The organism is Amphritea japonica ATCC BAA-1530 (assembly GCF_016592435.1).
In the GTDB taxonomy this organism is placed as follows: Bacteria; Pseudomonadota; Gammaproteobacteria; order Pseudomonadales; family Balneatricaceae; genus Amphritea; species Amphritea japonica.
The window spans coordinates 3,479,629-3,492,279 of the sequence record NZ_AP014545.1 but is presented as its reverse complement, the minus strand read 5'-3'; the positions used below and the strand labels follow the sequence as shown (position 1 = coordinate 3,492,279).

Annotated in this window: 13 protein-coding genes; 10 read left to right on the top strand and 3 right to left on the bottom strand. The window is 48.0% G+C overall.

Translation table 11 applies throughout. The features are described from left to right. Positions 1-37 precede the first annotated feature (37 nt). The gene (locus AMJAP_RS16045; protein WP_019623171.1) at positions 38-1,417 is read right to left on the bottom strand and encodes an OapA family protein; all 1,380 of its coding nucleotides are present in this window, start codon (positions 1,415-1,417) and stop codon (positions 38-40) included. Positions 1,418-1,752: 335 nt separating this feature from the next. Between AMJAP_RS16045 and tyrS the strand changes: the two genes are divergently transcribed. Then, positions 1,753-3,051 carry a tyrosine--tRNA ligase gene (gene tyrS, locus AMJAP_RS16040; RefSeq protein WP_019623172.1) on the top strand — a complete coding sequence of 433 codons (1,299 nt, stop codon included), beginning with the start codon at positions 1,753-1,755 and terminating at the stop codon, positions 3,049-3,051. 87 nt (positions 3,052-3,138) lie between these two features. Here the strand turns inward: tyrS and AMJAP_RS16035 are convergent, their stop codons facing one another. After that, positions 3,139-3,405 carry a hypothetical protein gene (locus AMJAP_RS16035; protein WP_019623173.1) on the bottom strand — a complete coding sequence of 89 codons (267 nt, stop codon included), beginning with the start codon at positions 3,403-3,405 and terminating at the stop codon, positions 3,139-3,141. Positions 3,406-3,822: 417 nt separating this feature from the next. Between AMJAP_RS16035 and AMJAP_RS16030 the strand changes: the two genes are divergently transcribed. The 6 genes from AMJAP_RS16030 to AMJAP_RS16005 all read left to right on the top strand — a co-directional run bounded on the left by AMJAP_RS16030 (position 3,823) and on the right by AMJAP_RS16005 (position 8,538). Further along, positions 3,823-5,544: an acetolactate synthase 3 large subunit gene (locus AMJAP_RS16030; RefSeq protein WP_019623174.1), complete on the top strand. Its 1,722-nt coding sequence runs from the start codon at positions 3,823-3,825 to the stop codon at positions 5,542-5,544. Between the two features lie 2 nt (positions 5,545-5,546). Next, a complete protein-coding gene (ilvN, locus tag AMJAP_RS16025) occupies positions 5,547-6,038 on the top strand; it encodes an acetolactate synthase small subunit (RefSeq protein ID WP_019623175.1) in 492 nt (163 codons plus the stop codon). 261 nt (positions 6,039-6,299) lie between these two features. After that, positions 6,300-6,497 carry a hypothetical protein gene (locus AMJAP_RS16020; protein ID WP_019623176.1) on the top strand — a complete coding sequence of 66 codons (198 nt, stop codon included), beginning with the start codon at positions 6,300-6,302 and terminating at the stop codon, positions 6,495-6,497. A 116-nt stretch (positions 6,498-6,613) separates the two neighbouring features. Beyond that, entirely contained in the window at positions 6,614-7,198 is a 585-nt protein-coding gene (phnN, locus tag AMJAP_RS16015) for a phosphonate metabolism protein/1,5-bisphosphokinase (PRPP-forming) PhnN (protein ID WP_019623177.1), read from the top strand. 63 nt (positions 7,199-7,261) lie between these two features. Beyond that, positions 7,262-7,651, top strand: coding sequence for an acyl-CoA thioesterase (locus AMJAP_RS16010; protein WP_019623178.1), 390 nt, complete (start codon positions 7,262-7,264; stop codon positions 7,649-7,651). Next, the gene (locus AMJAP_RS16005) at positions 7,648-8,538 is read left to right on the top strand and encodes a DMT family transporter (RefSeq protein WP_026340268.1); all 891 of its coding nucleotides are present in this window, start codon (positions 7,648-7,650) and stop codon (positions 8,536-8,538) included. The genes AMJAP_RS16010 and AMJAP_RS16005 overlap by 4 nt, the downstream gene beginning before the upstream one ends. A 35-nt stretch (positions 8,539-8,573) precedes the next feature. Here AMJAP_RS16005 and ilvY read toward each other — a convergent pair whose 3' ends face one another. After that, the gene (ilvY, locus tag AMJAP_RS16000) at positions 8,574-9,446 is read right to left on the bottom strand and encodes an HTH-type transcriptional activator IlvY (RefSeq protein ID WP_019623180.1); all 873 of its coding nucleotides are present in this window, start codon (positions 9,444-9,446) and stop codon (positions 8,574-8,576) included. 227 nt (positions 9,447-9,673) lie between these two features. On the opposite strand from ilvY, the gene ubiM reads away from it, so the two are divergent. The 3 genes from ubiM (at position 9,674) to pssA (ending at position 12,625) form a co-directional block, all read left to right on the top strand. Continuing rightward, positions 9,674-10,879: a 5-demethoxyubiquinol-8 5-hydroxylase UbiM gene (gene ubiM / locus AMJAP_RS15995; protein ID WP_019623181.1), complete on the top strand. Its 1,206-nt coding sequence runs from the start codon at positions 9,674-9,676 to the stop codon at positions 10,877-10,879. A gap of 113 nt (positions 10,880-10,992) precedes the next feature. After that, positions 10,993-11,763 carry a type 1 glutamine amidotransferase gene (locus AMJAP_RS15990; protein ID WP_019623182.1) on the top strand — a complete coding sequence of 257 codons (771 nt, stop codon included), beginning with the start codon at positions 10,993-10,995 and terminating at the stop codon, positions 11,761-11,763. A gap of 82 nt (positions 11,764-11,845) precedes the next feature. Then, positions 11,846-12,625 (top strand): CDP-diacylglycerol--serine O-phosphatidyltransferase, encoded by a 780-nt coding sequence (pssA, locus tag AMJAP_RS15985; protein WP_019623183.1) that lies wholly within the window; start codon positions 11,846-11,848, stop codon positions 12,623-12,625. Positions 12,626-12,651 lie beyond the last annotated feature (26 nt).

The following is a 12,651-nucleotide window of genomic DNA, read 5'->3' as shown; positions in this document are numbered from 1 at the left end:
TGTCCTTGATTAATGGTTCTGAATCGCAAGGCAGGGCTCAGTTTGAGGCCGAGGCTAGCTGTGTTGCTTTGAATTGTTCCAGCTGGGCCAGTGATGCTTTAGCAGCAGCAAAGAAGTTGTCTTTTTCGGCTTTAGCTATCGGTGCGGCATGGGGCAATTTTACCGTTTGCGGATTTTTATGCACACCGTTAACACGGAATTCATAATGCAGATGTGGGCCTGAGGCGAGGCCCGTCTGGCCAACGTAGCCGATGACGTCACCCTGACTCACTCTGCTTCCGCTTTTCTGGCCGCGACGATAGTTGTTCATATGGCCATATAACGTGGTGATATTGCCACCGTGTTGCACAATGACAGCTTTGCCGTAACCGCCTTTGGTTCCGCGCCAGATTATTTTGCCATCTCCGGCCGCTTTGATAGGGGTGCCGGTACGGGCTGCATAATCGGTGCCTTTGTGTGCCCGGGTTAAGCCTAATACCGGGTGCTTGCGCCGGTTTTTAAAGCTGGAGCTGATCCGGGCAAAACTGACTGGGCTTCGAAGGAACGCTTTGCGCATGCTATCGCCTTCCGGAGTATAGTAGCTGCTATTGCCTTCGCTATCGGTATAGCGAACAGCGGTATAGGTTTCACCCTGGTTGATAAACTGGGCGGAGAGAATATTGCCTTCGCCAATCAGCTTCCCATCGAGGTATTTCTCTTCAAATACCAGATTAAAGCGATCACCCTGTCGCAGGTCCAGAACAAAGTCGATATCCCAGCCGAAAATAGCCGCCAGTTCCATAATCATTCTATCGGAGAGGCCAGCCTGAGATGCATCATAGAAGAGGGAGTTTTCAATACTGCCTTCGGCAAAACGGGGAGAGATGTCGGGTTGCTTTGCTATGGTCTCTACTTCATATCCCTGAGCGGTTATGGTGACCAGCGAACTTTCAAGCTGATTGCGGATATGCAGTAGTTTTATAAGCTGATTGTCTTCAATAACGAAGCGGATGATCTGGCCCGGATAGATTCGTTTAAGTGCTTCGGTCCCTTGTACCCCTTTACTGACCAGAAAGGCATCCCGATTGGTAAGTCCGGCCCGTTTGAAGATTGAGGTGAGTGTATCGCCACTGCGGACTTTAAAGTCCTGCCACTGTTCGGTAATCTCAGATGGGGCTTGTTCTAAGGGTTTTTTAGCTGTTTCAACGGGGAGTTTTACTGGCTCGGCAGAAGATGCTTTATTGACCAAAGCAGTTTGGTTACCGTCGGTAATTGAAGTGGTGCTTTTTTCAGTACTTTCCGCCTGGGCCAGTACTGAAGCTGGCGCTTCTGCAGATGGCATAAGCATAGACGTCAGGCCAACAATAACGCAGCAGATAGCTACCGCTATCAGGTGAGTCGCTGGAAGATGCTGTTTTAACCGTTCAATCAGAACCACGGCCTGTTACCTCAGTAATACTAAAAAATTCTCAGGATTATACCGGAAGCTGTCACAGAATCTAAATATTCACATGTTATCGGCGTAAATCGCCGCTTTTTGAGGGATAAGTCAATAAAATTAGGTGAAAGTGGAGACAGAACTGTCTTCAGTTAGTGCCATCTGAGGTGTTGGAAGTCTTTGGAATTGTTGGTGGTTTGATAGAACGACACCGTATTGGAGGGGTAAATCGAGCGTTTTCATCATAGGTTTGTGGGATTAAAGGCGTAAGGGTAGAATACGCCTCCACACTATTTATGACTTAATTACTTACAGATGAAGGTTGTTAGAAGGCAATGACAGACAAAACACTGCTACAGGATCTCAATGCGCGCGGGTTGATCGCGCAGATGACCAGCGAAGAAGAGCTGGAACAACACCTGGCTGAAGGTTCTGTCACTCTTTATTGCGGCTTTGACCCTACCGCTGACAGTCTGCATATCGGTTCACTGGTGCCTCTGCTGGCGCTAAAACGCTTTCAGCAAGCGGGCCACAAACCACTGGCTTTGGTGGGCGGGGCGACCGGTCTGATAGGCGACCCGAGTTTCAAAGCTCAGGAACGTAAGCTCAATGACGACAGTACTGTCGCCAACTGGGTGGAAAAGCTGAAAGGTCAGGTTAGTCAGTTTATCGATTTTGACAGCGGTGATAACAACGCGGAAGTGGTAAATAACCTGGACTGGACCCGCGATCTGGATGTACTGACCTTCCTGCGGGATGTCGGTAAGCACTTCTCGGTTAATCAGATGATCGCTAAAGAGTCGGTAAAGCAGCGTATCGATCGTGAAGGTGAGGGCATCTCCTTTACTGAATTTACGTATATGATTCTGCAATCATTCGACTACCAGCAGCTGAACGCTAGTCACAACTGTACATTGCAGATCGGTGGATCTGATCAGTGGGGTAATATTACCGGTGGCACTGAGCTGACGCGTCGTATGAATGGTAATAAGGCTTTTGGTCTGACACTGCCACTGATTACGAAGTCTGATGGTACTAAGTTTGGTAAGACAGAGTCCGGAACTATCTGGTTGTCGCCAAACAAGACTTCTCCTTATGCTTTCTACCAGTTCTGGCTACAAACAGCGGATGCTGATGCTTACTCTTTCCTAAAATACTTTACTTTCCTTTCGGTTGAAGAGATTGATGCGTTAGAAAAGGCGGATGCTGAACGTGATGGTCGTCCTGAAGCGCAGTCTGTACTAGCCCGTGAAGTGACGCGTCTGGTACATGGCGAAGAGGGCTTAACGGCGGCGATGCGGATTACCGATGCGCTGTTCAGTGGCAACCTGTCTGATCTGAGCCAGGCAGACTTTGAACAGTTGCAACTGGATGGTCTGCCATCGTCCAGCCTGGCAGCTGCAGATCTGGCTGAAACGCCACTGACGACTTTGTTGAGTGACGCCGGTATGGCAAACTCGGGTAAGCAGATTAAAGATGCTCTACAACGCAACGCTGTGATTGTTAATGGTGTTGAGAAGGGTATGGATGACAATATGAAAGCGGTAGAAGTGTTTGCCGCTGCGAACGGTACTTATGGTCGTTTCTTCTTAGTTAAACTGGGTAAGAAGAAGCATCACCTGTTTGTGATCTGATTCAGGTCTTTCTAAGCATAAAAAAACGCGTAACCTTCTCTTTTTCAAGAACAGGGATGCGCGTTTTTTTTGTGAAATGAGGATCGCTTAGTACAGTGCCTGCTCGTCTCGCACCAGATCCTTTAGCATATCCAGAAATAGCGTGTCTGCTTCGCTGTGTTCTACTGGGATTTTAACGCTGGTGGTGGCGGATAGCTCATCAGCAATTTTCACATTGGCGTGCTCGTCCTGCAGATGCTTACGCGCGATTTCCATTGCAGCCGCACAGATTTCTGGCTCCTCGAATATTTTGCGCAACACCGAAACCAGCTCATCTATAGCTCGTTCCTTGTTTTTTATTGTAGCAGTGCTCATGCAACGATCTCCGACTGAAAATGACAAATACTTTGGATTCACTATAGCACTGTCATAACCGTATCTGCAGCTATAGGTTTCCGGATGCGTGAAATTTAATTTTATCGCTGATCATCCCTTGAACAATGGTTGTGCTGCTGGCAGAATACACACCACAATTTAGTGTTTCTGCGTTAAGTAGGTTACCCCGAAGCAGAAACCTGATAAGCACACCCAGCTTATTTTCCCGGGTTTACAGTGTGTACCCACACTTAATCACCGGATGAAGAGTTGCTTTTGCCTTTCTCTGACCGTACCGGTCACCTACGCAAAAGCCTGCTGGAGGTTGTTTTGTTCCCAGTAGGCGATTCATTACATCCTCCAGTATCAGAATTTTTAGACATGCCAATGGTTGGCGTGTGATTTGAGGATACTATTGTGGAACAACTTTCAGGCGGCGAAATGGTAATTCGCGCCCTTAAAGATGAGGGTGTGAAACACATCTACGGTTATCCCGGTGGAGCACTGCTGCATATTTATGATGCACTGTTCCGGCAGGAAGATGTACAACACGTTCTGGTTCGCCATGAGCAGGCGGCGACCCATATGGCTGATGCTTATGCCCGTGCAACCGGTAAAGCCGGCGTCGCATTGGTAACATCAGGTCCGGGTGCCACTAACGCTGTGACCGGTATTGCTACCGCTTACATGGACTCTATTCCGATGGTTGTTATTACCGGACAGGTAATGAGCTTCCTGATCGGTGAAGATGCGTTCCAGGAAACCGATATGATCGGTGTCTCCCGTCCCGTTGTTAAGCATAGCTTTAGTGTCCAGAACCCTGAAGATATTCCTACGATTATCAAGAAAGCGTTCCACATTGCTGAAAGTGGTCGTCCGGGCCCGGTTGTCGTTGATATTCCTAAGGATATGACCGCGCCGACTGATCGTTTTGATTATGAATATCCGAAGAGCGTCAAAATGCGCTCCTATAACCCGGTCAGCCGGGGTCATAGTGGACAGATTAAGAAAGCGATGGATATGGTGCTGGATGCTAAACGTCCGGTAATCTACTCCGGTGGTGGTGTCATCATGGGTGATGCCAGCGCTGAACTGACCGAGCTGGCGCAGTTGTTGAATGCACCGGTAACTAATACCCTGATGGGTCTGGGTGGCTATCCGGGTACTGATCGTCAGTTTATTGGTATGTTGGGTATGCACGGTAGCTACGAAGCTAATATGGCGATGCATCACGCTGATCTGATACTGGCGGTGGGTGCACGGTTTGATGACCGGGTAACGAACGGTGTTGATAAGTTCTGTCCTACTGCCAAAATTATCCATGTGGATATCGATCCGGCTTCAATCTCTAAAACGATTAAAGCTGATGTCCCTATTGTGGGGCCGGCTAAGCATGTTCTGCAGGAGATGACCTCTCTTGTTAAGAGCAGTAAGAAGCAGCTTGAAAAAGAAGCGATCGATTCCTGGTGGCAGCAGATTGATGAATGGCGCGGCCGTCATGGTGGACGTTTCCGGACCGATGATTCTGAGAGCATGAAGCCACAGCAGGTTATTGAGATGCTGAGCAAAGTTACTGGTGGTGATGCTTATGTCTGTTCAGATGTAGGTCAGCATCAGATGTTTGCTGCACAGTACTACAAGTTTAATAAACCGAATCGCTGGATTAACTCTGGTGGTCTGGGCACGATGGGCTTTGGCTTACCTGCTGCGATGGGCGTGAAAATGAACTTTCCCGATGAGGAAGTGGTTTGCGTTACCGGAGAAGGCAGTATTCAGATGAATATTCAGGAGCTGTCTACCATTAGCCAGTACGATATCCCCTTAAAGGTTATCTGCCTGAATAACGGATCTCTGGGTATGGTGCGTCAGTGGCAGGATATGAACTATGAGTCACGCCACTCTCAGTCCTACATGGAATCACTGCCTGATTTTGTTAAGTTGGTAGAAGCCTATGGTCATGTGGGTATGAAAGTTGAGAAGTACGAAGATTTGGAAGCGGCGATGACCGAAGCGTTTGCCCTGAAAGATCGTATGGTATTTATGGATATTACTGTAGATCCGTTTGAGCATGTATACCCGATGCAGGTGCCACGTGGCTCTATGCGTGATATGTGGCTGAGTAAGACGGAGAGAACCTGATCATGAGACATATTATTTCTGTGTTGATGGAAAACGAGCCGGGTGCACTGTCCCGGGTTGTAGGCCTTTTCGCTCAGCGAAATTTTAATATTGAGTCGTTGACGGTTGCGCCGACAGAAGATTCAACCCTATCTCGTCTGACCGTGACTACTTTTGGTAGTGACAAGGTGATCGAGCAGATCACTAAGCAGCTTAATAAGCTGATCGATGTGGTTAAAGTGGTGGATCTGACTGAAGGTGAGCATATCGAGCGCGAACTGATGATGATCAAGCTGAAGGCTAACGGTCAGATGCGTGCTGAGATTAAGCGTACTGCGGATATTTTCCGTGGTCAGATCATCGATGTGACGCCGAATACCTATACTGTTCAGTTGACCGGTGCCAGTGACAAGCTGGATGCTTTTATTGAGACGCTGGGTACCGCGCATATTATGGAAGTGGTGCGTACGGGTGTATCGGGCCTCTCTCGAGGTGAGAAAGTCCTGAGTCTCTAATCATCAGTCTTTGCTGTATTAAAACCGCTCATTGAGCGGTTTTTTTTGGTCTGTAGATCGGGTGGACAGAACAACTTAGTTGATAACTTAACAAAAAAACTGTTTTTCCTGACTATACTTAAGGGTCCCTCTGGAGGAAAAAGTTCCAAAGGAAGAGGCGGGTGGCTCAGAGTGCTCTTGTGGTTTGAGGATAAAGGCATTGTCATAGGGTCGTTGTCATTGGAAATCGATGATAGGGAACACCTGTCTGAGGAGGTTATAATGATTTACTCAGTTAAGTGGGTAGTGCTTTCGGTGTTACTGGTTTTTCCTTTGGGAGAACTGACCGGCCGGGATAGCGGCGTACAGTTTTCAGGCATTGTCAGATATGAGAGATTACCCCTGTGGCAACAATCCAATCCGTTTCCCCGTTGGCAGGATACCTATGCTGTTGTCTTCGAGCAGGAGATGCTGGCCTGACCTTCTGTGTGACGATGTGCGATACTGAGGCGAGCTTAATCAATACTGGCGTTTCAATTTTAAGCGTATTACTCTTGATCTCAAATTAACCGGTTATAGTACTCTGAGATCTTTCTATGAGTGGAAAATTGCTCTATCTGGTGGGCGCTTCAGGCAGCGGTAAAGACAGCTTGCTTGAAGGTTGCCGTCAGCGCCTGCAACCCAGCCACGGCTGCTTTGTTGCCCATCGTTATATTACCCGGGCTCTTAATGTTGGTGGTGAAAACCATATTCATCTATCCCCTGATGAGTTTGATATGCGTGCCAGCATGGGGATGTTTGCTATGCAGTGGTACTCCCATGGTTATAGCTACGGTATCGGTTCTGAAATTGATAACTGGCTGGCAAAAGGGGTTAATGTTGTGATTAATGGTTCCCGTGAGTATTTGCAGATTGCCATGCACGCTTACCCCAATTTGATTCCGGTGTTGGTTGAAGTCGATGAAGATACATTGCATCAGCGACTGACCCAACGCGGCAGGGAAAATGAGGAAGAGATCATCAAACGGTTAAATCGTCACCGTCAGATTGTCGATAGTCTTCCGGATAATATTCAGCTGATCGATAATAATGCTAATTTGCAGGACGGTGTTGATGCGTTGCTGAAACTGGTTGAGTCGATGGCGCCGGACTCTGTTAAGCCGGCTCGTTCAACCCACTAAAAAATGAATAGCTTTAAGGAGGGTGCATTATTGCGCCCTCTTTTTTTGGCTGGAGGATTGAGAATGTTCAGTATTGAGATGGGTGTAAGGGACTATGAGCTGGATATGCAGGGTATCGTCAATAACGGGGTCTATTTCAACTACCTGGAACACGCCCGGCATGAGTTTTTGTTGAACAGTGGTATTGATTTTGCTGTTCTGACTGAGGCAGGGATTCATCTGGTGGTGATTCGTTCAGAACTGGATTATAAGGCGTCATTAAAGAGTGGAGACAAGTTTCGGGTCGAGGTTGCTCTGGAACGGATCAGTCGGGTGAAGTTTGGTTTTCGTCAACGGGTTGTCCGTATCGAAGATGAAAAAGTCTGTGTTGCCGGGTTGGTGATAGGTGCTGCTCTGAATGAGCGGGGACGACCTTATATATCCCCTGAACTTGAAGCTCTATTCAGCGCATGATTAAAACGACATTTGATCGTCGTGCTATCCTGCTCTTAGTGGGGCTTTGCATGTTGTTCGGTCTCAACCAGGTAGTCGTTAAGTTCGGTTTGGAGGGAATATCCCCCTTGCTGCAGGCCGGTTTGCGGTCTGTCGGTGCGGCATTGCTGCTCATGCTCTGGATGCTGTGGCGTGGTGAGAAAATTTTTTATCGAGATGGTACTTTTTGGTGGGGTGTTCTGCTCGGGGTGCTGTTTGCGATCGAATTTTTATTAATCTATCTGGCCCTGGACCTGACCACGGCTTCTCACACAACAATTTTTCTCTACACCTCTCCCTTTGTTGTGGCATTGGGGGCGCATTTTTTTGTTCAGGGCGAGCACCTTCGAAGCGTTCAGGTTATGGGGCTGTTGGTGGCTTTTGCAGGAGTGATTTTTGCATTTCGAGATTCTCTCGAGGGTGATGCTACTCTGTTGGGCGATAGCCTGGCATTGGCGGCGGCGCTTTTCTGGGGGGCGACGACGGTGGTCCTGAAAGCATCCCCGCAAAGGCATCTGTCTGCCTCCCGGGTATTGCTTTATCAGTTGGTGGTTTCGGCCGTGATTTTGCCGCTGTTGTCATGGCTGTTAAATGAACCAGGTGTAACCAACCTGACCCCGCTGGTGGTGGGCTCGTTATTGTTTCAAATCGTTTTGATGGCGTTTGTTGGTTATTTAGCCTGGTTTTGGCTGTTGAGTCATTATCCTGCCTCGAAGATTGCTAGTTTTACCTTTCTTACCCCCTTGTTTGGCGTACTGCTCGCCTGGTTGATTCTCGATGAACGGCTTTCGTTAGATATGCTGGGGGCTTTACTATTAGTGGCTCTGGGTATCTTTCTGGTCAATAAGCCGACAGGAAAAAGAATATGAAGTGAATAGCTTACGCAGGGCTTGATGTACTTGTACTACTGGATCTGTGACCAGAAGGCCTCAATGAGTGGGCTTTGCAGCTTTTTCTTCAGAGCAAACAGGCCAACATCATATGCCTTGAGTTCCGGCTTGATATTGAGAATTCGTACCCGGTCTGCCAGTGGGCTGTTATCCAGAACTATTTTAGGCACCACGCCCACCCCGAATCCGAGGCTAACCATACTGACGATCGCCTCATTACCAGCGACTTGTGCATAGATTATCGGCTTTGCCTGGCGGGCCTTAAACCAGCGGTCGATGCGTTTACGTGAGACGCCTTCTTCAGACAGAATCATGGGCACCTGCGACCAGTCTGGTGTGTCAGTGAGGAGAGGGTCCAGATGTATATCTTTCTGAGGGGCGATAAATACCAACGGTGAGGTTGCGATATGTTTGAATGCGAGTCCTGCGTTTAGCGTGTCTGGTCGGGCTGCAATGGTGATGTCGTCGGTGCCTGCCAATACGCGCTGAATTGCATTTTCCGGGTCACCTGTGTGTAGTTTTATCTCGATTTTAGGGTGTTGTCGACGGAAGTCGCTGAGAATGTCATAGAGAAAACTGTAGCTGGCAGTGACTGAGCAATACACGCTGATTTCACCTTGTAGCTCCTGAGCATCAGCTAACAGTGAATTACGCACAACATCCCACTGAATCAGTGCTTCACGGGCGTAGTCTTGAAAATTCTGCCCTTCGCGTGTCAGGCTGACGGTACGGTTATCCCGCTCAAACAGTTGTACTCCCAAGGAATCTTCCAATTGTTTTATCGCCCGGGTCAGGGCTGAAGGGCTGATGTGGCAAGCTTCACTAGCCCGACCAAAGTGGAGGGTGTCGCACAGGCTGATGAAGAGTTTCAGGGAGCGGGTATCCATAGCGTTATACAATAAGTCCGTTGCAAAATATGAAATGTAGTGTTGCATATATAACGTTTTTCGCAATACAAAATATACATTTTATTGCCTTTTTAAGGAGCCTTCTGGCTTGTTCTGATTTACTTTTCTTTGGTCGGCTTGATCTGGGTTAGGGTAATCAAAGAGCTGAGCCGTTAACGTGGGCGCTTGTATATCCGTTGATTGGCGTAGTTTGTCCGGGGTTCAGTATGAAATATGACATCGTAATTATTGGGGCAGGTCCTGCGGGTCTTAGCTTTGCTCGCTCATTAGGAGACACTGCGCTTAAGGTGTTGGTTGTCGAGCGATCATCTCTCGAGACTCTGCGTCAGCCGCCGGAAGATGGTCGGGAAATAGCCCTGACCCATCTGTCGATTGATATGATGAAAAACTCGGGCGCCTGGCAACAACTGGCAGATCAGGATGTATCACCAATCTGTGCTGCCAAGGTGCTGGATGGTGATTCGAGTTACACGCTGAATTTCGATAACACTGAAGCTAACCTGGATGCTCTGGGCTACCTGGTGCCGAATGATAAAATTCGTAAAGCATATTATGAGGTTGTAGAACCGATTGATAATGTTGAGCTTCTGACTGAAGTTTCAGTTGAGGATGTGGGTAGTACAGCAGATAGTGCCTGGGTTGTTCTTTCAAATGGTGACCGGGTTGAGTGTGATTTGCTAGTGTCAGCAGATAGTCGCTTTTCAGAAACTCGTCGTAAAATGGGTGTGCCGGCTTCGATGAAAGATTTTTCCCGCACCGCGATTGTGTGCCGTATGGAACACAGCCTGCCCCATAATCAAACCGCTTTTGAATGTTTCCACTATGGACGTACGCTGGCCATTTTGCCGATGACTGGCAATCTTTCTTCTATAGTTGTCACCGTATCCAGTGCTGAGGCTGAAAGTATCTTTAATATGGGCGAAGAGGCTTTTGCTGCCGATATAGAACAACGCCTGCAGGGGCAATTGGGTAGTATGAAGCTCTATGGTCGTCGCCACCTGTATCCGTTGGTCGCGGTGCATGCAAACAAGTTTGTCAGTCGTCGTTTTGCCGTGATTGGAGATGCCGCCGTGGGCATGCATCCGGTGACTGCTCACGGCTTTAACCTAGGGCTGCGTAGTCAGGAAACGCTGACAAAAGAGATTAAAAAGGCGTTGGAACAAGGCCGGGAAATCGGCTCTTTCAGTGTATTGGAAAAGTATCAGAGTACGCATATGCGGGTAACCAAGCCTCTTTATATGGGTACCAATCTGGTTGTAGGGTTATTCACTAATGATAACTTTGCAGCGAAGATTGCGCGTAAGGCAACGCTGCGAATCGCTAACAATTTTGCGCCCCTAAAGCAGATAATTACCCGCAAGTTAACGGAAAAGCGGATAGATATTCCCTTCTTTTTGCCGGGACTTAAGTAATAAACCTTTAAATACTGGGTTCTCATCTGCCGACAGGGCTTTTGGCTATTGAGTCTGTATCGGAGCAAGGTATCCTTAACAGATATTTAAGATGTCTTTTTAAGGGCCTTGTTGTGAACCGCTTAGATGCAACCTCCAGTGATACCAGAAACCGAGATCAGTTAAAAATTCTGTTGCTCCAGATTCGTGATGGAGCGCAGGTGCGAATGGAAGAGCACCTAAGCTTTGCCGAGTACTGCGGTGTTGCGCTGGAGCAAATTGATATTCTCAACGTGTTTGATACCCCGGATTTCCCGGTCTCGGCGGCAGATAACTATGATGCGTTGTTAGTGGGTGGTGCCAGCGAAGCTAATGTTCTTAAGCCAGATCAGTTTCCCTTTATTCAAGCCTGTCAGAATCTAATTCGCCACTGTGGTGAGACCGCGAAGCCAGTGTTTGCCTCCTGCTTTGGCTTTCAACTAGCGGTATTGGCGCTGGGCGGTGAAATTCTGCATAAGGATGCCGGATTTGAAATGGGTACTATCCCTGTTTCACTGACGTCAGCAGCCGTTGATGATCTGCTGTTTCAGGATACGCCGGATGGTTTTTCAGCTATCTCGGTGCATCGTCAATACGCTGATGGTTTGCCTGGGGACTGCCAATTGCTGGCCTATACTGAGCAATGTGCCCACAGCTTTAAATTGAAAGGTAAGCCTTTCTGGGCTTTTCAGTTCCATCCCGAAGTTGATAAGGCTACTCTGATAGAGCGGCTGACATTCTATAAATCTCATTATACCGATGGCGATGGTCAGTTGGATCGGGTGCTGAGTTCGGCGGTTGAAACACCAGAGTCGAATATTCTGGTGCGAAAATTTGTTGATCGGGTGTTGTTGAAACAGACGTAGCGGCTTTCTATAGATAGCTTTCCCGTATACGTAAAAGTAGAATGTCGGAATATTTTGTTAATCCATTGGTGTAAACAGATCTATGAATGATCCACAGGGAAACAAACCGGAACAGCCTGAGCAACCAGGTCAGGAAGAGTCGAACCCGAAGCCACGTAGTCGGGGAATCTATCTGCTGCCTAATTTGTTCACTACGGGAGCACTGTTTTGTGGCTTTTATGCAGTAGTAGCAGGTATGAACGGCGCCTTCGATAATGCGGCGATCGCAATCTTTGTTGCGATGGTCCTGGATGGCCTGGATGGACGTGTTGCCCGTCTTACAAATACGTCGAGCGCGTTTGGTGCAGAATATGACTCACTGTCAGATATGGTTTCCTTCGGGGTTGCACCGGCGTTAGTGACTTTCAGTTGGGCGCTCAGCGGGGCAGGTAAGTTTGGCTGGTTCTGTGCTTTTATCTATGTTGCCGGCGCGGCACTGCGACTCGCGCGCTTTAATACACAAATAGGCTCAGTTGATAAACGTTACTTTATGGGGCTGCCAAGCCCTGCAGCCGCCGCTTCAGTAGCGGGCTTAGTGTGGGCCTGTGTAGAATTTAACCTTGATGTTAGTGGGTACATCTATCTGATCGCTATCTATGTTGCGCTGGTTGGCGTGCTGATGGTGAGTAATGTGCTTTACTACAGTTTTAAGGATGTTGATCCAAAGGGAAAAATCCCCTTTATGATCCTGCTGGTGATTGTGCTTACCATCGGTGTGATCTCTATTAGTCCGCCGATTTTCCTTTGGTTATTGATTTTAGGCTATACGCTTTCTGGTCCGGTTCTCTGGTTATTGCGTAAACGTAAATCACTGATTAATTAAATTATTGGACTGTTTTTTATCTGGAG

Excerpts from the sequence above, each read along its gene's own strand:
- AMJAP_RS16010 (WP_019623178.1), top strand. The coding sequence starts at position 7,262 with ATGTTCAGTATTGAGATGGGTGTAAGGGACTATGAGCTGGATATGCAG.
- AMJAP_RS16035 (WP_019623173.1), bottom strand. The coding sequence starts at position 3,405 with ATGAGCACTGCTACAATAAAAAACAAGGAACGAGCTATAGATGAGCTG.
- phnN (WP_019623177.1), top strand. The coding sequence starts at position 6,614 with ATGAGTGGAAAATTGCTCTATCTGGTGGGCGCTTCAGGCAGCGGTAAA.
- ilvN (WP_019623175.1), top strand. The coding sequence starts at position 5,547 with ATGAGACATATTATTTCTGTGTTGATGGAAAACGAGCCGGGTGCACTG.
- AMJAP_RS16020 (WP_019623176.1), top strand. The coding sequence starts at position 6,300 with ATGATTTACTCAGTTAAGTGGGTAGTGCTTTCGGTGTTACTGGTTTTT.
- ilvY (WP_019623180.1), bottom strand. The coding sequence starts at position 9,446 with ATGGATACCCGCTCCCTGAAACTCTTCATCAGCCTGTGCGACACCCTC.
- AMJAP_RS16005 (WP_026340268.1), top strand. The coding sequence starts at position 7,648 with ATGATTAAAACGACATTTGATCGTCGTGCTATCCTGCTCTTAGTGGGG.
- pssA (WP_019623183.1), top strand. The coding sequence starts at position 11,846 with ATGAATGATCCACAGGGAAACAAACCGGAACAGCCTGAGCAACCAGGT.
- ubiM (WP_019623181.1), top strand. The coding sequence starts at position 9,674 with ATGAAATATGACATCGTAATTATTGGGGCAGGTCCTGCGGGTCTTAGC.
- tyrS (WP_019623172.1), top strand. The coding sequence starts at position 1,753 with ATGACAGACAAAACACTGCTACAGGATCTCAATGCGCGCGGGTTGATC.